We start from the raw sequence: 22,086 nt of genomic DNA on the forward strand, positions 1-22,086 counted from the left end.
CGTCCTAAGGACCTTCCCCAGCCGTGCGGGCAGGGGCCCTAAGGCCCTGGGCCGAGCGAAGATCAGGCAGCTTCCCGATGTGCCGGACCTACCTGGGCGACGAGAGTGGACGCATTCCACGAAACGCTCGTCACCAGGGAGAACACCATGCTGCACCATGAATTGCACCGGATTCGCGAGGCCGAGCTGCTGCGGGAGGCCGCCGCCCACCGGTTGGGCCGGGAGGCGGCGGAGCCGGGCGGCCGGTCGGCCGAGCGTGCGTCCGGAGGGCGGGTGAGGCCGGTCCGGCGGTGGCGCGGCCATCGCTCACCACGGTCGTACCGCACGGCGGCCTGAGGGAGGCCGGGCCGTGCGGCTCGTCGTGGCAGCCGGGGCGGAGGCCGAGGTAGCGGGGGCCGGAAAAGCCGGTGCCGCGGTGTCAGAGCCCTATGCGATGCTCGACGACGTGCACACCACGTCTGTCAGCCCGGTGTTCGTGGGCCGCGCCCAGGAGTTGGCCACCCTCGAGGACGCGCTCGCCCGCGCCACCGCGGGCGAGCCGCAGGTGCTGCTGGTCGGCGGGGAGGCGGGGGTCGGCAAGACCCGGCTCATCGACGAGTTCCTGGCCTCGGCCGTGGCCGCGGGGGCCGTCGCGGCGGTCGGCGGCTGTGTGGAAATGGGGGCCGACGGGCTGCCGTTCGCGCCCGTGTCCACCGTGCTGCGCTCACTGCGCCGCAAGCTGGGCACCGAGCTGGACGGGGCCGCCGCCGGGCAGGAGGGCGAACTGGCCCGGCTGCTGCCCGAATTGGGCGAAACCGCCCGCGCGTCCCACGACGGGGACGGCCGGGCCCGGCTGTTCGAGCTCACCGTACGGCTGCTGGAGCGGCTGGCCGCGGAGCGCACCCTCGTCGTCGCCATCGAGGATCTGCACTGGGCCGACCGCTCCACCCGCGAACTGCTCGGCTATCTCTTCCGCTCGCTGCTCAGCGCCCGGCTGCTGGTCGTGGCCACCTACCGCTCCGACGACATCCACCGCCGCCATCCGCTGCGCCCCTTCCTCGCCGAGGTGGACCGGATGCGCGAGGTGCGGCGCATCGAGGTGTCCCGCTTCACCCGGGGCGAGGTGCACGCCCAGCTCACCGGGATCAACGGGGCCGAGCCGGAGCGCGACCTGGTCGACCGGATCTTCAAGCGCAGCGACGGCAACGCCTTCTTCGTGGAGGAGATCGCCCGCTCCCTCAACGAGGGATGCAGCACCGGGCTCAGCGAATCCCTGCGCGATCTGCTGCTGGTGCGGGTCGAGGCACTGCCCGAGGAGGCCCAGGGCGTGGTGCGGATCCTCGCCGAGGGCGGCTCCTCCGTGGAGTACGAACTGCTGCGCGCGGTCGCCCGGCTGGGCGAGGACGAGCTGATCGACGCGCTGCGGGCCGCGGTCGGGGCGAACATCCTGCGCCCCACCGCCGACGACAGCGGCTACCGCTTCCGGCATGCGCTGGTGCGCGAGGCCGTCGTCGACGATCTGCTGCCCGGGGAGCGCTCCCGGCTCAACCGGCGCTTCGCACAGGCCCTGGAGGCCGAGCCCGCGCTGGTGCGGGCCGATGAGCGGGCGGCCAGGCTGGCCAGCTACTGGTACCACGCCCACGACCCCGCCAAGGCCCTGCCCGCCGTGCTCCAGGCGTCCGTCGAGGCGCGGCGGCGTTACGCCCACGCGGAGCAGCTTCGGCTGCTGGAGCGGGCCATGGAGCTGTGGGAGGACGCCCCCGAGGAGATACGCGAGGCGCAGCGGCCCGTGGACTACGCCGAGGTGTACCCCGCCTGTGGCTGTGAGGACCAGGCGCTGCGCCAGCTCGATCTGCTCGCCGAGGTGGTGGTGGCCGCGCATATGTCCGGGCAGCGGGAGCGGGCGCTGGCCGTCGCGAAGCGGGCACTGCGGGCGCTGGACGGAAGCGGCCATGACCCGTTGCGGGCCGCCTGGTTCTGGACCCAGCAGTCCAAGCTGATGGAGGGCCTGGCACGCGGGGACGGCTGGGCGGAGCTGAGCCGTGCCCAGGAGCTGGTGCGCGGGCTGCCGCCGTCCCCCGTGCACGCCGACGTCATGGCGCACGTAGCGGGCTGGACGATGACCCACCGGCCCGGGCCGGAGGGCCTGGCGGCAGCCGAACGGGCGGTGGAGCTGGCCCGGATGGTCGGCGCCGAGAGCACGGAGCTGAACGCCCGGCTGACGCTGGGCTACTTCACCGGTGACTCCGGCGACACCGAGCGCGGGCTGGCCGAGATGCGCGAGGTATGCAGACGGGCCGTGGCCCTCGGCGACATCAGCGTCCTGGGGCGGTGCTATGTCAATCTCGCCTCGGCGCTGGAGGGGGTCGGCCGGTCGGCCGAGGCGGTGGAGACCGCCGAGGAGGGCGCCCGGATCCTGGACCGCGTCGGCCTGGTGGACTCCCGGGCCTGGGTGTACGGGAATCTGGCCGAGTCGCTGTTCGCCCTGGGCCGCTGGGACGAGGCGGAGGCGGCGGCCCGCGAGACCCGGCGGCTCGCCATCGGCACCAAGCCGCACGGCACCGCCGCCAACCGGCTCGCCGAACTGGCGCTGGCGCGCGGCGAATGGGACACGGCGGAGCGCGAGCTGGCCGCCGCCCGGGAGCACTACGGCGCCCACAACGCCGAACCGCAGTACACCCTCCAGGTCGCGGGCCGGGCCATCGAACTCGCGGCGGCACGCGGCCGGATCCTGGAGGTCCGGGCCGTGCTGGACCAGGTCGTGGAGGCCGGTTTCCCGCCCGGGCTACAGCGCTACGTCTGGCCGCTGCTGTACACGGCCGCCGCGGCCGAGTCGGCCGCACGCGGACTGCCCACGGCCGAGCCGGGCCGGAGCGAGGCGCTGGCCCGGCTCCGGGCCGCCGCGAAGCGAGTGGCGCAGCCCGTGCCGGTATGGCGGGCCTACGCGGCGATGCTCCAGGCCGAACGGGAGCGCGCCGAGGGCCGGGACCGGCCCGACCTCTGGGCCGAGGCCACGGACGCCTTCTCCGCGCTGGACCGCCCGTATCCGCTGGCCCGCGCCCGTCACCGCTGGGCGGAGGCGCTGCTCACCCCCGGCCGGGGCGCTTCCCCGGCTCAGGCCGATCGCGAGCACGCCGCCGAACTGCTCGGCCAGGCACATGCCGTGGCCGAGTGGCTGGGCGCCCGCCCGCTGCGCGAGGAGATCGAGCTGCTGGCCCGGCGCGCCCGCCTGCCCCTGGCATCCGCCGCGACCCGCCCCGCACTCGACGCGTCCCTGCCCCGTACCCCCGCGCTGCCCCCGGGCCCGGGCTCCCGGACTCCGGGCTCCCGGACTCCGGGCTCCCGGACTCCGGGTTCCCCGGGGCCGGTCTCCCGGGCCCCGGGCTCTTCGGTCCCTGCCGCCGGGCCCGCCGGGCCTGCCGGGCCTGCCGGGCCTGCCGCGCCCGCCGATCCGGCCGAGGAGCTGGGGCTGACGCCCCGGGAGCGGGATGTGCTGCGGCTGGTCGCCGCGGGGCGCAGCAACCGCCAGATCGCCGAGGAGCTCTTCATCTCGCCCAAGACGGCGAGCGTCCATGTCTCCAACATCCTGGCCAAGCTGGGCGTCTCGGGCCGGGGCGAGGCGGCCGCCGTGGCCCATCGGCTGCGGCTGGTGGACGGCCTGACCGACGGCGCGGCGGCACGCTGAGTACGTACGCGGACGCGCGGGGCGCCGCGGACGGGACGCGCGGGACGCGGTGGACGGGACGCGCGGGACGCGGTGGACGGGACGCGCGGGACGCGGTGGACGGGACGCGCGGGACGCGGTGGACGGGATGCGCGGGCCGGCGGGACGCGGACGCACCCTGACGGGGTTCGCGGGGCGCTGACCGGACGCGCGGAGGCACTGACGGGATGCGCACGCTGGCGACGCACTGGGCGCTGACCGGACGCGCGCGCTGACACGACGCGCGGCGCTCACAGCCGTGCTGTGCGTCGACCGTCCGCCGGGTCAGCCCTCTTCGCGGGGGCGGATCACCACCCGGCCGGAGTCGAGGTCCACCGGGCCCTTCCCTGGGTCGCTGCTGCCCGTCTCGTCGAGCGTGACCTCCAGCCGGTTGCGCTCTTCCTCGGTGTGCTTGCGGCCGGGTGCGAAGAGCTCCTCGATGAGGTTGAACATGACGACCCCCGTAGGCGTGCGGCTGCTGCCAGTGTAGGCAGACCGCCCACAGAACGGGCACTCCGCGACATGTCCGCCGAACTCGGCGCCGTGATCGGCCGGTTCACCCTCCCCTCGGCATCCCTCAGCGGACCCCCCTCTCCGCTCAGCGGACCTCCAGTCGCAGGATCCGGTCGTCCTGCTTACCCGGCTTGCCACGCCCATCGGTATTGCTCGTCGTCAGCCATAGCCCCCCGTCGTCCGCCGCCACCACGCTGCGCAGCCGTCCGTACTTCCCGTCCAGGAACGACTGCGCCTTCGCCACCGGCTTGTCGCCCTTCAGCGGTATGCGCCACAGCCGCTCACCGCGCAGCCCCGCCATCCAGATCGAGCCCTTGGCGAAGGCGATTCCGCTCGGCGAGGCGTCCTCGGGCTTCCACTGCTCGACCGGATCGACAAAGCCCTTCTTACCGGCCTTGCCCTCGACCTCCGGCCAGCCGTAGTTCTTGCCCGGCTCGATCGGATTGAGCTCGTCCCAGGTGTCCTGGCCGAACTCGGAGGCCCACAGCCGCTTGTCCGCATCCCAGGCCAGGCCCTGCACATTGCGGTGACCCCACGTGTAGACGACCGACTGGGCGTCCGGATTGCGGGGCGCGGGCTCGCCGTCCGGGGTCATCCGAAGGATCTTGCCGCCGAAGGAGTCCATGTCCTGGGCGAGCCCGCGGTCACCGCTCTCTCCCGTGCCCGCGTAGAGCATTTTGTCCGGGCCGAAGGCGATGCGGCCGCCGTTGTGGATCGTGCCCTTGGGGATGCCCTTGAAGATCGTGTCCGGGGCGCCGAGCTGATCGCCCGCGGGGCGCTTGTCGTCGTACACCATGCGGACGATGCGGTTGTCCGAGTCGGTGGTGAAGTATGCGTAGACCATGTGGTCCGCGCCGAAGTCGGAGGAGACCGCCAGCCCCAGCAGCCCGCCCTCACCGGCGGCGGAGACGCCCGGGACGGACCCGACCTCTGTCTTCTTCCCGGTGTCCGCCGAGACCTTGAAGATCTTTCCGGTGTCCCGCGAGGAGACCAGCAGATCCCCGCCGGGCAGCGGCGCGAGCCCCCAGGGGGAGTCCAGCTTCGTGGTGAGCGTGCGCACCACCTTCACCGAGCCCTTCGCAGGCGCCGCGGACTCCGTCGGCGAGGGTGCGCCCGAGGAGGAGCCCCCGCCGTCCGGCTTCGAGGGCGCGGACGAGCGGCCGCCCGGCCTGGTGATGCTGTCGCCGTCGGACGAGCAGCCCGCCACGAGCAACACGGCGGCAACGGAGGCGAGTACAGAGGTCAGGCGAGGGCGTCGCACGGTCGGATTCCTCTCCATGGGCACGTGTGCCGCGGCACGGCACTGATTCTTATACACCGCTGCTCCGCGCCGGGTTCCCATCCCCGAACCGGACCCCGACCAGAGTCAGGCCCCGACCGGAGTCAGGCCCGGACCAGAGTCAGGCCCCGACCAGAGTCAGGCCCGGACTGGAGTCAGGCCCGGACCGGACGCGCACCCACGACCGGCGCCTCAGTCCCACGACCCGCGCGCCGGCGGCAGCTTCGCGATCTCCTCGAGATCCTCGCGCGAGAGCGGCACATCGGCCGCCGCGGCGTTCTCCGCCGCCCACCGCTCCCGCTTCGTCCCCGGCACCGGCACCACATGCGGCCCCTGCGCCAGCAGCCAGGCCAGGGCCACCTGTGCCGGGGTCACCTCGTCCCCGTGCCGCCGGGCGACCCGTCGCAGACCGGCCACGATCGGCTGGTTCGCGGCCATCATCTCCGCCGTGAACCGAGGGTGCCGGGCCCGCATATCGTCCGGCTCGAAGCCCTGCCCCGGGGTCAGCGTCCCGCTCAGGAAGCCGTTGCCGAGCGGCATCGCCGCCAGGAAGCCCACTCCACGCGAGGCGCACCACGGCACCAGCGCCTCCAGGGCGTCGGGCGACCACACCGACAGCTCCGCCTGTACACAGCTCACCGGAAAGACCTGCTGGACCCGCTCCAACTGGCGCACCGTGGCGTCGTGCATCCGCGCGCCCGCCCTGCGCTGCGCCCGCGCACCCACGGCGCACAGCCCCAGCGCCCGCACCTTCCCGGCCGCGACCAGCTCCGCCATCGCGCCCCAGGTCTCCTCTATGGGCACCTCCGGGTCGGCCCGGTGCAACTGGTAGAGGTCGATCACATCGGTCTGTAGCCGGCGCAGCGAGGCGTCGCAGGCCCGTTTCACATAGCCGGGCCGTCCGTTGGCCACGATGTGCTGCTCGCCCACCAGCAGTCCGCATTTGGTGGACACGAAGGCGTCCGCCCGCCGCTCCTTGAGCACCCGCCCCACCAGCAGTTCATTGGTGAAGGGGCCGTACATGTCGGCGGTGTCCAGCAGGCTCGTGCCCGAGTCGAGCGCGGTGTGCACGGCGCGCACCGAAGTCTCGCCACTGCGCTGTGAAGCGGTGTACGCCCAGCTCATCGGCATGCATCCCAGGCCGATCGCACCCACTTCGAGCGCCGCCGCTCCGATTCTCCTGCGCTTCACCTCGCCTGACCCCTCCCGTTCCCTCGGACCCCAAACTAACCTCTGCGGGCTGCCGGTGATCGCATAGCCTCCTGGCATGAGTGCAGATCACAGCGATACGTTCCGCCAGCACGATGCGACTCAGGGTTCATCCGAAGCGCGCGACCTGGTGTGGCTGCCCATCCCGCCCGAGGAGATCGACGGTCTCCCGGGCACCCTCGAATACGCCCACTGGGACGGCGGCCCCGACTTCCCCACCGACCCGGCGCGCTGCGCGTTCTACTGCGTCCCGTACATGAAGCCGCCGCAGGTGTGCACCCGCCCGCTGTCGGCCATGACCAACGTACGGGTGGTGCAGACCCTCACCGCAGGAATAGACCACATCAAGCCCGCGCTGGCGGACCTCGCCCCCGGGGTGCGGCTGTGCAACGCACGCGGGGTGCACGACGCGAGCACGGCCGAGCTCGCCCTGACCCTCATCCTGGCCTCGCTGCGCGGTATCCCCGACTTCGTCCGGGGCCAGGACGCCGAGGAGTGGCGCTCCGGCTTCCGCCCCGCGCTCGCCGACAAGTCCGTACTGATCGTCGGCTACGGGGCCATCGGCAGCGCGATCGAGGACCGGCTTGTGCCCTTTGAGTGCGAGCGGGTGGCGCGCGTCGCGCGCTCCCCGCGCACGACCGAGCGCGGCCCGGTGCATCCGATCGACGAACTGCCCCAATTGCTTCCGGAGGCCGATGTGGTGGTGCTGGTGACCCCGCTCACCGAGGCCACCCGCGGCCTGGCCGGGGCGGAGTTCCTCTCGCGGATGAAGGACGGGGCGCTGCTGGTGAACGTCTCCCGTGGTGGGGTCGTGGACACCAAGGCCCTGCTCACCGAGGTGGAGTCGGGCCGGCTGCGGGCCGCGCTCGATGTGACCGACCCCGAACCACTGCCCGCCGGGCATCCGCTGTGGCACGCTCCAGGGGTGCTCATCTCCCCGCATGTGGGCGGCCCCACGTCGGCCTTCCTCCCGCGCGCCAAGCGGCTGTTGAGGGATCAGCTCAACCGCTACGCACGCGGCGAGTCGCTGGCACATCTCGTCGCCACGACGGGGTAGACATGCCTCTGGCACCACATACAGGCACCGATTGACTCCACTGCGTATATACAACGCCGTAGTCGGTTACGGACCGTAGATGGCCTATGTCCCTGAGTGACCAGTCTGGTGTATCGTCCCGAGCGGGGGCTGCGCCACTGACCTGACGGCGTCAGCGATGGACCGGAACTCGAGGGGGGCGACGGGCGATGTATGGCCGATGGACCGACAACCCGACGCAGCTCAGGCGTCGACCGCGACACTTCCGCGCAGCCGCGCGGATCTCCAACTCGACGAGGCCCGCGGGGATACCGCTCCCGGGGTTCCCGCGGCGTCAGTGGTCCGCCACGCAGTGGATGGCAGTCCAGTGAGCGCCACGGGAGCGGTGCTCGCCAGGCCGTCGGTCTCCGGCGGCGGCGCCGGGCTGTTGCCGCAAGTGGTCCTCGCCCTGGTCTGCGGCGGTTATGCGGCGGGTGCGGTCCTCGGCTGGGGATCGTCCCGACTCGCCCTCGTCATGGGTGACTTCGGACTCAGCGCGGCAGCGCTCGCCGCCGCGGTGTCCTGTCTGTGGCACGGCCGCCGGCACGCCGGGCGGCTGCGCCCGGCCTGGCTGCTGTTCGCCGCCTCCTCGGCCATGGCCGCGCTGGGGAACGGCGTTTGGGGCTGGTACGAGGTGGTGCTCGGCGAATCCGTGCCGACGCCCTCGGCCGCCGACTTCTGCTTCCTGCTCTTCGCCCCGCCCGCCATCGTCGGGATGCTGGTGCTCGCCAAGCGCCCCACGAGCCGGGCCCGGTGGATCTGTCTGGGGCTGGACGCCTGGCTGATCGCCGGATCGCTGGTGACCCTCTCCTGGAGCCTCGCGCTCGCCCACACCGGGCAGTTCGGCGGGGACGGCGCCTCCGTGGCCCGCGGGGCCCTGGCGCTCGCCTATCCGCTGCTGGACATCGTGCTCGTCAGCATGGTGATCGTCCTCCACTTCCGGCGCTCGACGGGCAACCGCTCCGCGGTCAACACCGCGATCGCCGCCTTCGCGCTCACCGTGCTGTGCGACGCGCTGTTCACCTCACCACTGCTGCGCGAGCACTACCGCTCCGGGCAGATACTCGACGCCGGGTGGTTCGCCGGTTCCGCGCTGCTGGCCTACGCCCCGTGGGTGGCCCGCCGCGAGGCCGCCCAGGAGCCGCCGTCGGCGCGCCGCACCCCGCAGCAGAGCGTCCCCATCGCGGGCTCGCTCGCCGCACTCGCGCCGTATCTCGCCGCCGCCGTCTGCACCCTGGGGGTCCTGTTCAACGTGATGGACGGCCGGCCGATCGACGGGGTGGTGCTCTCCACCGCCTGCGCGGTCGTGCTCGCGCTCGTCGTCCGACAAGCGATCATGCTGATGGACAACATCAGGCTCACCCAGGAGCTCGCCGAGAAGGAGAACCACTTCCGCTCCCTGGTGCAGAGCTCCAGCGATGTGATCATGATCGCCGCGCCCACCGGAATCCTGCGCTACGTCAGCCCGGCCGCCACCGGGGTCTACGGCCGCGACGCGGACGAGATGGTCGGCTCCGAGCTGGCCTCCCTCATCCACCCCGAGGACCTCGGATCGGTGGTCCACGAGGTCCGCCGGTTCCTGGCCGCCGCACCGGGCGAGGAGCCCACGACGCGCATCGAGTGCCGCTTCCGCTCCGGCTCCGGCGACTGGCTCAACGTGGAGTCCACGATCAACCGCCACCACGGCGGGCTGATCTTCAACAGCCGCGATGTCACCGAGCGGGTCCGGCTCCAGGCCCAGCTCCAGCACAACGCCGAGCACGACCCGCTCACCGATCTGCCCAACCGCGCCCTGTTCACCCGCCGGGTCCGGCACGCCGTCGGCGGCCGCCGACGCACGGACGCCGGCACCGCCGTGTTCTTCATCGACCTCGACGGCTTCAAGGCGGTCAACGACACCGTCGGCCACCACGCCGGTGACGAGCTGCTGGTCCAGGCCGCCCGCCGGCTCCAGGAGTCCGTGCGGTCCGGGTCCGGCGACTGCGCCGCCCGGCTCGGGGGCGACGAGTTCGCCGCCCTGATCATCGGCGACGGCGACGGCGCTGGGGACGCGGGCGCCCGCGAGCAGCGCATCATGGAGATCGCCGACCGGCTGCGGGTCCGGCTCTCCCAGCCCTACCGGGTCGAGGGCGGCACCGAGGTCCGTGTGGCCGCCAGCATCGGCGTCGCCTTCGCCGAGCCCGGCACCAGCCCCGGCGCCCTGATGCGCAACGCCGACCTGGCGATGTACCGCGCCAAGGCCGCGGGCAAGAACCGCGTCGAGCTGTACGCACCGCAGATGCAGGCCGAGGTGGCGCGCCGCGCCGAGGTCGCCACCAGACTCCGCGCCGCCCTCCACGACGGGGAGTTCGTGCTGCTGCACCAGCCCGTCGTCGAGCTGACCAGCGGCCGGATCACCGCCGTCGCGGCGCAGGCCCGCTGGCGCTCGGCCCAGGGCATCCTGTTCACCCCCGCCGAGTTCCTCCGGGTCGCCGACAACGGCCGTGGGGGCGGTGAGGACACGGCCCGCACCGCCGAGCTGTCCCGCTGGATGCTGGAGGCGGCCGTCGAGCAGGCCGCCAAGCGGCGCCGCGACGGCCATCCGGTCCCGGTCTGCGTACGGCTCCCCGCGAGCCGGCTGGTGGACAAGTCGCTGCCGCCCAAGGCCGTGGAGACCCTGCTGGCCCGCCATGGGCTGCCGTCCGGCGCGCTGATCCTGGAGCTGACCGACAGCGATCCACGGGTGCCGCTCGACGAGCTGGAGCACCGTCTCGGCGCGCTGCGCCGGCTGGGGGTGCGGATCGCCCTCGACGGCTTCGGCAGCGGCTATGCCGCGATCAGGGCGCTGCGCAGGCTCCCCATCGATGTGCTGAAACTGGACCCCGGGCTGGTCGAGGGAGTGGTCGAGTCCTCACGGCTCCACAAGATCACCGCTGGGCTGCTGAGGATCGCCGGAGACCTCGGAATGCAGTCCATCGCCGAGGGGGTGGAGTTGCCCGAGCAGATCGTCACCCTGCGCGGTATGGGATGCACCCACGCCCAAGGGGCGGCCTTCAGTGGACCACTGGACGAGCACCGGCTGCGCCGGGCCCTGCTGCGCGGCGGCTATCCCGTCCCGCGCTCGGAGCCGCCGCTGCTCGTCGGCGGCGCCCTGCCGATCCGGCACGGCGGTCACACCGGGCATGGCGGCTCCCATGGGCCGCGCCGTACGGAGCCGCACACCCACCCGCCGACCCGCTCAAATACTGAGACGCCTGTCCCACCCACTTGACACCCGATGTGCGCCGGGGGGAGGGTCGGAGCCATGCGCACCCGAATTCTCGTACTTGGACAGCGCGTCGGCTGAGCAGGGCTGGTTGAAGCCCTGCGGACCCTCACCGGCGCGCTCCCCTCGCTTGCCTTACGGCACGAGGGGTTTTTTGTTGCACCGGCACCCGGTGCACCGCCCGCCCTCACCCTCCCGCACCGAACCTCATTTCGAGAAGAGAATGCCGATGACCGAGCAGGCCCCCGGGTCCCATCACCCCCAGCCTCGGCCCCGTAGCGGCGGACCGCAGTCCGCCCCCGTCGAGCACGTCACGGGCGCGCAGTCCCTCATCCGTTCCCTCGAGGAAGTGGGTGCCGACACCGTCTTCGGCATCCCCGGTGGCACCATCCTCCCCGCCTATGACCCGATGATGGACTCCTCGAAGGTCCGGCACGTGCTCGTCCGCCACGAGCAGGGCGCGGGCCACGCGGCCACCGGTTACGCCCAGGCCACCGGCAAGGTCGGCGTCTGCATGGCGACCTCGGGCCCCGGCGCCACCAACCTGGTCACCCCCATCGCCGACGCGCATATGGACTCGGTCCCGATCGTCGCGATCACCGGCCAGGTGGCGTCCAAGGCCATCGGCACGGACGCCTTCCAGGAGGCGGACATCTGCGGCATCACCATGCCGATCACCAAGCACAACTTCCTGGTCACCAAGGCCGAGGACATCCCGCGCACGATCGCCGAGGCGTTCCACATCGCCTCCACCGGCCGCCCCGGCCCGGTCCTGGTGGACATCCCCAAGGACCTGCTCCAGGGACCGACCACCTTCTCCTGGCCGCCGCAGACCGATCTGCCGGGCTACCGCCCGGTCACCAAGCCGCACGCCAAGCAGATCCGCGAGGCCGCCCGCCTGATCACCCAGGCCGAGCGCCCGGTGCTGTACGTCGGCGGCGGTGTGATCAAGGCTCAGGCCACCGCCGAGCTGAAGGTCCTGGCCGAGCTGACCGGCGCCCCGGTCACCACCACCCTGATGGCACTGGGCGCCTTCCCCGACAGCCACCACCTCCACCTCGGCATGCCGGGCATGCACGGCACGGTCGCCGCCGTGACCGCGCTCCAGAAGGCCGATCTGATCGTGGCGCTCGGCGCCCGCTTCGACGACCGCGTCACCGGCAAGCTGGACTCCTTCGCCCCCTACGCCAAGATCGTCCACGCGGATATCGACCCGGCCGAGATCGGCAAGAACCGCGCCGCCGACGTGCCCATCGTCGGAGACGCCCGCGAGGTCATCGCGGACCTGGTCGTCGCCGTCCAGGCCGAGCACGACGCGGGCCGCGCCGGTGACTACACCGGCTGGTGGGAGGACCTGAACCGGTGGCGGGAGACCTACCCGCTCGGCTACGACCAGCCCACCGACGGCAGTCTCTCCCCGCAGCAGGTGATCCAGCGGATCGGGCAGCTCGCCCCGGAGGGCACGATCTTCGCCGCGGGCGTCGGCCAGCACCAGATGTGGGCGGCCCACTTCATCGACTACGAGACCCCCGCCACCTGGCTGAACTCGGGCGGCGCCGGGACGATGGGCTACGCCGTGCCGGCCGCCATGGGCGCCAAGGCCGGCGTCGAGGGCCGTACGGTCTGGGCGATCGACGGCGACGGCTGCTTCCAGATGACCAACCAGGAGCTGGCCACCTGCGCGCTGAACAACATCCCGATCAAGGTCGCGATCATCAACAACGGCGCGCTGGGCATGGTCCGCCAGTGGCAGACCCTCTTCTACAACCAGCGCTACTCCAACACGGTCCTGCACTCCGGCCCCGACGCCCCAGCCCAGCAGAGCATGGGCACCCGCGTCCCCGACTTCGTGAAGCTCTCCGAGGCCATGGGCTGCGTCGGACTGCGCTGCGAGGACCCGGCCGACCTCGACGCCGTGATCGAGAAGGCCAACGCGATCAACGACCGCCCGGTGGTCGTGGACTTCATCGTCCATGAGGACGCCATGGTCTGGCCGATGGTCGCGGCCGGCACCTCCAACGACGAGATCCTGGCGGCGCGCGACACCCGCCCGGACTTCGGCGACGGCGCGGACGACTGAGACCAGGACCGAGAGAAGAAGAGAGACCGAGCCCATGTCCAAGCACACGCTCTCCGTCCTGGTGGAGAACACCCCCGGCATCCTCGCCCGGATCGCCGCCCTGTTCTCCCGCCGCGGCTTCAATATCGACTCGCTGGCCGTCGGCGTCACCGAGCACCCCGACATCTCCCGGATCACCATCGTGGTCAATGTCGAGGAGCTGCCGCTGGAGCAGGTCACCAAGCAGCTCAACAAGCTGGTCAATGTGCTGAAGATCGTCGAGCTGGAGGACGGCCAGGCGATTCAGCGGGAGCTGGTCCTGGTGAAGGTCCGCGCCGACAACGAGACCCGCTCCCAGATCGTCGAGATCGTCCAGTTGTTCCGCGCCAAGACCGTGGACGTCTCCCCGGAGGCCGTGACCATCGAGGCCACCGGCAGCAGCGACAAGCTCGAGGCCATGCTCAAGATGCTGGAACCGTACGGCATCAAGGAGCTGGTCCAGTCCGGCACCATCGCCATAGGGCGTGGCGCCCGCTCCATCACCGACCGGAGCCTGCGCGCGCTCGACCGGTCCGCCTGACCCGCCCCACCAGCGGGGATCATGGTCCGGCGCGCACCGCGCGCCGGACCGTATGGCGAGACCCCGAAACCTTCACCCGCCCGCCCGTCATACGGTGGGAAGCACAACCCACACGCTAGGAGATTCCCGAAGTGGCCGAGCTGTTCTACGACGACGACGCCGACCTGTCCATCATCCAGGGCCGTAAGGTCGCAATCCTCGGCTACGGCAGCCAGGGGCACGCCCACGCGCTGTCGCTGCGCGACTCGGGCGTCGATGTCCGGGTCGGTCTGCACGAGGGCTCCAAGTCCAAGGCGAAGGCCGAGGAGCAGGGCCTGCGCGTGGTCACCCCCGCCGAGGCGTCCGCCGAGGCCGACGTGATCATGATCCTGGTCCCGGACCCGATCCAGGCGAAGGTCTACGAGGAGTCCGTGAAGGACAACCTGAAGGACGGCGACGCGCTGTTCTTCGGGCACGGTCTCAACATCCGCTTCGACTTCATCAAGCCCCCGGCCAATGTGGACGTCTGCATGGTCGCCCCCAAGGGCCCGGGCCACCTGGTCCGCCGCCAGTACGAGGAGGGCCGCGGCGTGCCGTGTATCGCGGCCGTCGAGCAGGACGCCACCGGAAACGGCTTCGAGCTGGCCCTGTCGTACGCCAAGGGCATCGGCGGCACCCGCGCCGGCGTCATCAAGACCACCTTCACCGAGGAGACCGAGACCGACCTCTTCGGTGAGCAGGCGGTCCTGTGCGGCGGCACCTCGGCCCTGGTCAAGGCCGGTTTCGAGACCCTGGTCGAGGCCGGGTACCAGCCGGAGATCGCGTACTTCGAGTGCCTCCACGAGCTCAAGCTGATCGTGGACCTCATGTACGAGGGCGGCCTGGAGAAGATGCGCTGGTCGATCTCCGAGACCGCCGAGTGGGGTGACTACGTCTCCGGTCCGCGGATCATCAACGACTCCACCAAGGCCGAGATGAAGAAGCTCCTCGGTGAGATCCAGGACGGCACCTTCGCCAAGAACTGGATGGCGGAGTACAACGCCGGTCTGCCGAAGTACAACGAGCTGAAGAAGGCCGACGAGAACCACCTGCTGGAGACCACCGGCAAGGAGCTGCGCAAGCTCATGAGCTGGGTGGACGAGGAGGCGTAACCGCGCCTGGTGGCGCGGCGGCCGTGCCCCGGGTGCGGCGGGGGTTCGCTGAACCCCCGCCGCACCCGGTTCGCGCTTTGTCCACCGCGCACCACCACGTGCGGGTGATCCTGCCGCAACGGCACATGACGTAGGCCCGACCGCCACTACACTCAACAACAGCAAGCGCGTCAGGCTCACAGCGTCGTGCGTCTTCCACGCGGCTGACCCCTTCACCGCCAGCGGCCGTCGGGACGGCCGTCCGCTGAGGACTAGTGAGGACTGAAGACCACGTGAGCACTGCTTCCACTGGTAAACCTGTCGTACTCATCGCCGAAGAGCTCTCGCCGGCGACGGTCGACGCCCTGGGCCCGGACTTCGAGATCCGGCACTGCAACGGGGCGGACCGAGCCGAGCTCCTTCCCGCCATCGCCGGTGTGGACGCGATCCTCGTCCGCAGCGCGACCAAGGTCGACGCCGAGGCCATCGCCGCGGCGAAGAAGCTGAAGGTGGTCGCTCGCGCGGGCGTCGGCCTGGACAATGTGGACGTCTCCGCCGCCACCAAGGCCGGCGTCATGGTCGTCAACGCGCCGACGTCCAACATCGTCACCGCCGCCGAGCTCGCCTGCGGTCTGCTGGTGGCCACGGCCCGCAACATCCCGCAGGCCAGTGCCGCGCTGAAGAACGGCGAGTGGAAGCGCAGCAAGTACACCGGTGTGGAGCTGAGCGAGAAGACCCTCGGCGTCGTCGGCCTCGGCCGCATCGGCGTCCTGGTGGCCCAGCGGATGTCCGCCTTCGGCATGAAGGTCGTCGCGTACGACCCGTATGTGCAGCCCGCGCGGGCCGCGCAGATGGGTGTGAAGCTGCTCTCGATGGACGAGCTGCTCGAGGTCTCGGACTTCATCACCGTCCACCTCCCCAAGACCCCCGAGACGGTCGGCCTGATCGGCGACGAGGCGCTGCACAAGGTCAAGCCGGAGGTCCGGATCGTCAACGCCGCGCGCGGCGGGATCGTGGACGAGGTGGCGCTGGCCGCCGCCCTCAAGGAGGGCCGGGTCGCCGGGGCCGGGCTGGATGTCTTCTCCCAGGAGCCGTGCACCGAGTCCCCGCTGTTCGAGTTCGACAATGTGGTGGTCACCCCGCATCTGGGCGCCTCCACCGGTGAGGCCCAGGAGAAGGCGGGCATCGCGGTCGCCCGCTCGGTGCGGCTGGCGCTGGCCGGCGAGCTGGTCCCGGACGCGGTGAACGTCCAGGGTGGCGTCATCGCCGAGGACGTACGCCCCGGGCTGCCGCTGGCCGAGAAGCTGGGGCGGATCTTCACCGCGCTCGCGGGCGAGGTCGCGGTCCGCCTCGATGTCGAGGTGTACGGCGAGATCACCCAGCATGACGTCAAGGTGCTGGAGCTGTCGGCGCTCAAGGGCGTCTTCGAGGACATCGTCGACGAGACCGTGTCGTATGTGAACGCGCCGCTGTTCGCGCAGGAGCGCGGTGTCGAGGTGCGGCTGACCACCAGCTCCGAGTCGAGCGAGCACCGCAATGTGGTGACCGTGCGCGGCACCCTGTCGGACGGCGAGGAGGTCTCGATCTCCGGCACGCTGGCCGGTCATAAGCACCAGCAGAAGATCGTCGCGGTCGGGGAGTACGACGTGGATCTGGCGCTCGCCGACCACATGGCCTTCCTCCGCTACACCGACCGCCCGGGTGTGGTCGGCACGCTCGGCCGCATCCTGGGCGAGGCGGGTATCAACATCGCCGGGATGCAGGTCTCCCGGGCGGCGGCGGGCGGTGCCGCGCTGGTGGCGCTCACGGTGGACGACACCATTCCGCAGCCCGTGCTCACCGAGATCGCCGAGGAGATCGGCGCCTCCTCGGCCCGCTCGGTCAATCTGGTCTGAGCCGCGTAGGCAGTTCACCCATCCGGGCCCGGTCCCCGCTTCGGCGGGGGCCGGGCCCGGATGCGTTGTGTGCCCCTGGCGGCAGGGCCTGCCGGAGGGGTTCCGGATCTTTTTCATCACGTGTTGAATAATGCGGGTCGGCTCGCTACGCTCATCGCTATGTGGAGAAAATTTCTCCACATAGCTTTCGTATGCGCTGTCAGGAGAGCCCCGTGTCCGCAGACACCGATGCCGACGCCCTTGCCGACGTCCCGCCCATGCGCGCCGACGCGCGGCGCAACCGGGAGCAGATCCTGCGCGCCGCCCGCGAGGTCTTCGCCGATCAGGGGCCCGATGCCCCGCTGGATGAGATAGCCCGGCGCGCCGGGGTCGGCATCGCGACCCTCTACCGCCGGTTTCCGCACCGCGACGATCTGCACCGAGGGGTCGCCATCGAGGTGCTGACCGCGCTGGTCGAGGCCGGGAGCCGGGCCGCCGCCGAGGAGGACGACGCCCAGCTCGCGCTGCGCCGCTTTATGCACGCCGCCCTCGATCTCAAGATCGGCTCGGTGATGCCCGCGCTGCTGGGCCGCTTCACCGTCGACGACATCCTCGACGGCGTCCCCGGCGATGTCGTCGACCCGATCGACGCGCTGCTGCTGCGCGCCCAGGCCCAGGGGCTGATCCGGTCCGATGTGGTCTTCGGCGACATCACGATGATGATCATGCGGCTGTCGCGGCCGCTGCCCGGCGGTGGCCGGTTCGCCGCCGATGACGCCCTCGCCCATCGCCAACTGGACATCTATGCCGACGGGTTGCGCCCCACCGGCTCCCCGCGGCCCACCACCCCGCTCGGCGGCCCGGCCATCGACGCGGCGGCCTTCAAGCTCCTCCGGCAGCGAGTGGTCGACGACGCCCGCGAAGCCCACTCCGAAGCCCGCGCCGACGGCACCGGCCACTCCGACGTCTCCGACGCCGACTGATCTCCCGCTCCGCTCGCCTTCCGCAAGACCAGAAAGGCATGGTCATGTCCCAGCCCTCAAAGACGCCGCCCGAGGCGAACCCCCGGCGCTGGCTCGCACTCGTCTTCATCGGCCTGGCCCAGCTCATGATCGTTCTCGACATCACCATCGTGAACATCGCCCTGCCGTCGGCCCAGAAGGACCTCGGCATCTCCGACGGCGACCGGCAGTGGGTCATCACCGCCTACACCCTGGCGTTCGGCAGTCTGCTGCTGCTCGGCGGCCGGATCGCGGACTACACCGGCCGTAAGCGCACCTTCCTCATCGGGCTGCTGGGGTTCGCCGGGGCCTCCGCGCTCGGCGGCGCCGCCTCCGGGTTCGAGATGCTGCTCTCGGCCCGCGCCCTCCAGGGCGCGTTCGCCGCACTGCTCGCCCCCTCCGCGCTGTCGCTGCTCGCGGTGAACTTCACCGAGCCCCGTGAGCGCGCCAAGGCGTTCGGCATCTTCGGCGCGATCGCGGCGGGCGGCGGTGCGATCGGGCTGGTCGTCGGCGGACTGCTGACCGAGTACCTGGACTGGCGCTGGTGCCTGTACGTCAATGTGCCGATCGCCGTCGTCGCCGCCGTCGGCTGGTCCGTGCTGCCCACCGACACCCGCGCCGGGGGCCGGGCCCGCTTCGACATCCCCGGTGTGCTGCTGGCGGTGTGCGGGCTGGTGGCCGTGGTCTACGGATGCAGTGAGGCCGAGTCCGAGGGCTGGGACTCCCGGCTGGTGACCGGGCTGCTCATCCTGGGCGCGGTGCTGCTCGTCGCCTTCGTCCTGGTGGAGCGGAGCGTGGCGCGCCCGCTGCTGCCGCCGCGTGTGGTGGCGGACCGCACCCGGGGCAGTGCCTATCTGGCGGTCGGCCTCTCGGTGGTCGGCATGTTCGCGATGTTCCTCTTCCTCACGTACTACATGCAGCTCGTCAAGGGGTACTCGGCGCTGCTCACCGGTGTGGCGTTCCTGCCGATGACCGGGGCGGTGCTGGTCGGCGCGGGCGGCGTGGCCTCCCGCCTCATCCCCAAGGTGCCGCCGCGCCTGCTGGTGGCGCCCGGTCTGCTGATCGCGGCCACTGGTGTCGCGCTGCTGGTGCCCCTGGATGTCGACAGCTCGTACGCGGCGGGGGTGCTGCCCGCCGAGCTTCTGGTCGGTTTCGGCATGGGCCTGGTGATGGCGCCCTCGATGAACTACGCGACCCATGGGGTGGGGGAGGGGGACGCGGGCGTCGCCTCCGCCACCGTCAACACCGCCCAGCAGATCGGCGGTTCGATCGGCACGGCGATGCTCAACACCATCGCCACCAGCGCGACCTCCGATTACATGGCCTCGCATGCCGTGCGGATGGCACCGCGGACCGCCGAGGCAACCGCCAAGGCGGGTCTGGTGGAGGGCTTCTCGCACGCCTTCGTCGTCTCCTCCTCGATTCTCGTGGGCGCCGCGGTGGTCATCGCGCTGCTGATGAACACCCCGCGCCCGGTGCGGGAGCCGGGTGCCGAGGGCGCCACCCCGCTGGCCGCGCATATGGGCTGACGGCGCCTCGCCTCGCTGACGGCGCCTCGCCTCGCCGTCCGGAGGCCCTTCGCTCCACCGCCGGAGCGGAGGGCCTCCGGCGGTGGTGGATCAGGGAGCCGGGTCGGGGCGCGGGGCGCGAGCGGCCAGCGCCAGCAGCTCGTCCACCGACCACTGGTCATAGGCGTGTTCGCCGTGCTTGGCGGCGATGACGTGGCCGTCCCCGCCGATCAGGAAGTCCGCGGGCAGCCCCAGTCGGCCCCCTGGCTGGCTGGGCGCGGGCAGCTTCTCCCGGCCGCGGACGACCGCCCACGCGCCGGTCAGCAGCGCCCGCGCGATCGGCCCCCAGGCACGCGGGCTGAGCAGCGCCCTGGGCGCCTGCTCCACCCCGAACTCCCGGTACAGCCGCTTCCCGGGGTCGGCGACGACGGCGAACGGCAGCTCGTCCGTATGGTTCCGCAGCTCCTCGGCTGGAGAGTGGAAGACCACCACCTCCCGGACTCCGGCCGCCTCGATCTCCTGATGGCGCCGCACGACCGACCGCAGATGGAGATTGCAGACGGGGCATCCGGCGAAGCGCCGGAACTGAAGGTGGATCAGCCGGCCGGGGTCGGGGACGGCGACGTCCGGGCCGGTCACGGGGGTGAGGGTACGGGCGGCGACGACGGAACCGGGCTCCATGGGAGCCCCCTTTCGTAGGCGTACGGCATACGCTTACCAGCGTAAGCGTATGCCGTACGCTGTCAACCGCCATGCCACGTCCCCGCTCCCTCACCCCCGATCAGCTCGCCTCGGCCGCCCTCGCCGTCCTCGACCGCGAGGGGCTCGCCGGGCTCTCGATGCGTGCCGTCGCCAAGGAACTCCGGATGAGCGCGATGGCGCTCTATCGCTATGTCGACGATCGCGAGGAGCTCGAAGGGTTGGTGGTCGAGCGTGTCCTCGGGGCCGTCGACACCACACCGCCGGAGCCCGAGGTCCCCTGGGACGAACGGCTTCGGATCATGGTCGGGCGGCTGCGCGACACGATCATCGCCCACCCCGCGGTCCTCCCGCTGACCCTCACTCACCGGCACCGTTCCCCCAGCGGACTGCGCTGGTCGGAGACGGCGCTGGCGATCCTCACCGAGGCGGGCCTGGACGGCGAACGGCGGGTCCTCGCGCTGCGCGCCCTGCTCGGCTATGTGATCGGGGCGATCCAGCTCGAACACCTCGGGCCGCTGTCCGGCGCGGGCACGGTCGCGATCGCCGAGCTGCCGTCCGACGCGTTCCCGTACATGGCCGAAACGGCGCGCCAGGCGCGGAGCGTGGGGGTGGAGCGGGAGTTCTTCGGGGGGCTGGAGGTATTCCTGCGCGGGCTGGGGGCATAGCGACCCCGGTCAATGCTGGGGTCGCTGCTCACCCGTGTGGGTGGCCGTCCTCGGCGTTCCTGCCCGCTACGCGTGGTCGCGCGGCCAGAATCCCGTCCATGGACGACCTCCTCGCCGCTGAAGAATCCCTCCCGGCCTGGGTCTTTCCGCCTCCGGGCGGATTCACCGCCGACCACCTCGATGGCATCCCCGAGCTTCCGCGACACACCGAGCTGATCGACGGCAGTCTCGTCTTCGCGGGCCGGCAGAGGGCCTTCCACTCCCTGGTTCTGTGTCTGTTGAATACCGCTCTTCGCCAGTGGGCGCCGAAGTCGCTGCGGGTGTGCCGGGATATGACGGTGACCCTGGACCGGCGTAACCGTCCTGAGCCGGACCTCTCCGTGCTACGCGCCGAGGCGGTGTCCGCCGAGGGGCATGAGACCGGCTACGAAGCGGCCGACGTCGTGCTCGTGGTGGAGAGTGACCGAATTCGGGTGCGCTCAGCCCGCCAGCTCGTAGGCGTAGTCCGGCGAGAAGGTGCCCGCCGCGCCCGCGCAGCCGTCCAGTTCGCCCGGGGGTTTGATCCACAGGTAGGCGTCGATGGCGGGGTCGCCGGTGTTCGCCGTCGGGTTCTCGCCGACCTCGCGGCCGTGGGGGTCGCACCAGGTGTTGTCGGGGGCGGGGCCGTTGCCGTTGCGGCTGGTGTCGATGACGGCCGTGAGCCCCGAGGAGGTGCCGAGCCGGCCGAGCACGCTCTTGGTGAAGGCCACCTCGTCGGCGGTGCGGCGGAAGTTGGAGACATTGCTGTAGATGCCGTCGCCGCTGGTCAGCACCCCGGCCGAGCGAAGCCGCGACGCCTGGACGGCAGCGCTGTTCCAGGCCGAGTGCCCGGCGTCGAAGTACACCCGGGCGTTGGGGTTGGCGCCGTGAATGGCCGTCGCCGCGCGGGCCAGTGAGGCATAGCGGCCGCTCAGCTCGGCGGACGAGAGGCAACTGATGAGCGCGATCGAGTCGGGTTCGAGGATGACGATCGCGGGTCCGCTGCCCAGCCCGGCGGCGAAGGCGCGCACCCATGCGTCATAGCTCGCGAGGTCGGGCGCGCCGCCCGCCGAGGCCCCGCCGCAGTCGCGGTTGGGGATCTGATACGACACCAGAACAGGCGTCTGGCCCTTGGCGGAGGCGGCGGAGGTGAGCTTGCGGACATCCGCGGTGACGGTGGCGGGGGAGTACCGGGAGAACCACAGGGCCTGGGGCTGACTGGCGATCCGCGAGGCGATGCGCGGCTGCCGGGAGTCGCCCGGATTGGCGGCGACCCACTTGCTGACGAGCGAGTCGGGGTCGTTGAAGAACCGTGTGGCGCCCGGCAGTTCGCCCGCGGCGGCCCGCGGTGTGTGGGCCGCGCCGATCAGGAAGGCGACGGCGAGCCCGGCCGCCGCCAACGCTCTGGTGGTGATGCGCACGGTGCGTCACTCCTCTCGCATGGGGCTGCTCAGCCCTCGGGCGGCCGTGTTGTCAGGCCGCCGTCTCCTGGTTGCCGCCGGGCGGGAGATGGTTGCCGCCGTGTTCGATACGGATTCGACGCGTACGGCCGTGACGGGCCGCGCGTA

The 22,086-nt window shown here is 71.6% G+C and carries 16 protein-coding genes and 1 pseudogene; 12 read left to right on the top strand and 5 right to left on the bottom strand.

All coding sequences use genetic code 11. The features are described from left to right. Positions 1 to 147 precede the first annotated feature (147 nt). The gene (locus ACK1X7_RS33140) at positions 148 to 336 is read left to right on the top strand and encodes a hypothetical protein (protein ID WP_385151402.1); all 189 of its coding nucleotides are present in this window, start codon (positions 148 to 150) and stop codon (positions 334 to 336) included. Between the two features lie 97 nt (positions 337 to 433). Then, positions 434 to 3,664 carry a helix-turn-helix transcriptional regulator gene (locus tag ACK1X7_RS33145; protein ID WP_413116926.1) on the top strand — a complete coding sequence of 1,077 codons (3,231 nt, stop codon included), beginning with the start codon at positions 434 to 436 and terminating at the stop codon, positions 3,662 to 3,664. A 303-nt stretch (positions 3,665 to 3,967) separates the two neighbouring features. On the opposite strand, the gene ACK1X7_RS33150 is transcribed toward ACK1X7_RS33145, so the two are convergent. From ACK1X7_RS33150 to ACK1X7_RS33160, 3 genes are all read right to left on the bottom strand, one after another. Continuing rightward, entirely contained in the window at positions 3,968 to 4,135 is a 168-nt protein-coding gene (locus tag ACK1X7_RS33150; protein ID WP_014055106.1) for a DUF6191 domain-containing protein, read from the bottom strand. 145 nt (positions 4,136 to 4,280) lie between these two features. Continuing rightward, positions 4,281 to 5,474, bottom strand: a complete 1,194-nt coding sequence (locus tag ACK1X7_RS33155) for a PQQ-dependent sugar dehydrogenase (RefSeq protein ID WP_385151404.1) — start codon at positions 5,472 to 5,474, stop codon at positions 4,281 to 4,283. Between the two features lie 192 nt (positions 5,475 to 5,666). Next, a complete protein-coding gene (locus tag ACK1X7_RS33160) occupies positions 5,667 to 6,665 on the bottom strand; it encodes an aldo/keto reductase (protein WP_385151407.1) in 999 nt (332 codons plus the stop codon). A 76-nt stretch (positions 6,666 to 6,741) separates the two neighbouring features. Here ACK1X7_RS33160 and ACK1X7_RS33165 point away from each other — a divergent pair, with 76 nt between their 5' ends. The 8 genes from ACK1X7_RS33165 to ACK1X7_RS33200 all read left to right on the top strand — a co-directional run bounded on the left by ACK1X7_RS33165 (position 6,742) and on the right by ACK1X7_RS33200 (position 19,154). Then, positions 6,742 to 7,740, top strand: coding sequence for a 2-hydroxyacid dehydrogenase (locus ACK1X7_RS33165; RefSeq protein WP_398160284.1), 999 nt, complete (start codon positions 6,742 to 6,744; stop codon positions 7,738 to 7,740). Between the two features lie 346 nt (positions 7,741 to 8,086). Next, positions 8,087 to 11,008, top strand: a complete 2,922-nt coding sequence (locus tag ACK1X7_RS33170; protein WP_385151413.1) for a putative bifunctional diguanylate cyclase/phosphodiesterase — start codon at positions 8,087 to 8,089, stop codon at positions 11,006 to 11,008. Between the two features lie 223 nt (positions 11,009 to 11,231). Further along, entirely contained in the window at positions 11,232 to 13,082 is a 1,851-nt protein-coding gene (locus ACK1X7_RS33175) for an acetolactate synthase large subunit (protein ID WP_385151416.1), read from the top strand. 34 nt (positions 13,083 to 13,116) lie between these two features. Beyond that, positions 13,117 to 13,641, top strand: a complete 525-nt coding sequence (ilvN, locus tag ACK1X7_RS33180; protein WP_191065556.1) for an acetolactate synthase small subunit — start codon at positions 13,117 to 13,119, stop codon at positions 13,639 to 13,641. 131 nt (positions 13,642 to 13,772) lie between these two features. Then, complete coding sequence (gene ilvC / locus ACK1X7_RS33185) at positions 13,773 to 14,771, top strand: ketol-acid reductoisomerase (protein ID WP_059144139.1); 999 nt, start codon at positions 13,773 to 13,775, stop codon at positions 14,769 to 14,771. Between the two features lie 272 nt (positions 14,772 to 15,043). After that, positions 15,044 to 16,645: a phosphoglycerate dehydrogenase gene (gene serA / locus ACK1X7_RS33190; protein ID WP_385158599.1), complete on the top strand. Its 1,602-nt coding sequence runs from the start codon at positions 15,044 to 15,046 to the stop codon at positions 16,643 to 16,645. Between the two features lie 212 nt (positions 16,646 to 16,857). After that, on the top strand, positions 16,858 to 17,607 hold the full coding sequence (locus tag ACK1X7_RS33195; RefSeq protein WP_390791922.1) for a TetR/AcrR family transcriptional regulator: 750 nt from the start codon (positions 16,858 to 16,860) through the stop codon (positions 17,605 to 17,607). 44 nt (positions 17,608 to 17,651) lie between these two features. After that, positions 17,652 to 19,154, top strand: a complete 1,503-nt coding sequence (locus tag ACK1X7_RS33200) for an MFS transporter (RefSeq protein WP_385142718.1) — start codon at positions 17,652 to 17,654, stop codon at positions 19,152 to 19,154. Between the two features lie 90 nt (positions 19,155 to 19,244). Here ACK1X7_RS33200 and ACK1X7_RS33205 read toward each other — a convergent pair whose 3' ends face one another. Further along, a complete protein-coding gene (locus tag ACK1X7_RS33205) occupies positions 19,245 to 19,814 on the bottom strand; it encodes a peroxiredoxin-like family protein (RefSeq protein ID WP_385142716.1) in 570 nt (189 codons plus the stop codon). Between the two features lie 71 nt (positions 19,815 to 19,885). On the opposite strand from ACK1X7_RS33205, the gene ACK1X7_RS33210 reads away from it, so the two are divergent. Together ACK1X7_RS33210 and ACK1X7_RS33215 are read left to right on the top strand one after the other, a co-directional pair. Beyond that, entirely contained in the window at positions 19,886 to 20,500 is a 615-nt protein-coding gene (locus ACK1X7_RS33210; protein WP_385142713.1) for a TetR/AcrR family transcriptional regulator, read from the top strand. Positions 20,501 to 20,598: 98 nt separating this feature from the next. Then, positions 20,599 to 20,946 (top strand): annotated as a pseudogene (locus ACK1X7_RS33215) (Uma2 family endonuclease); the annotation flags it as partial. A gap of 33 nt (positions 20,947 to 20,979) precedes the next feature. Here ACK1X7_RS33215 and ACK1X7_RS33220 read toward each other — a convergent pair. Beyond that, complete coding sequence (locus tag ACK1X7_RS33220; protein ID WP_385142710.1) at positions 20,980 to 21,939, bottom strand: glycoside hydrolase family 6 protein; 960 nt, start codon at positions 21,937 to 21,939, stop codon at positions 20,980 to 20,982. Positions 21,940 to 22,086 lie beyond the last annotated feature (147 nt).

The sequence above is a fragment of the Streptomyces sp. CY-1 genome, from assembly GCF_047218265.1.
GTDB lineage: Bacteria > Actinomycetota > Actinomycetes > Streptomycetales > Streptomycetaceae > Streptomyces > Streptomyces niphimycinicus.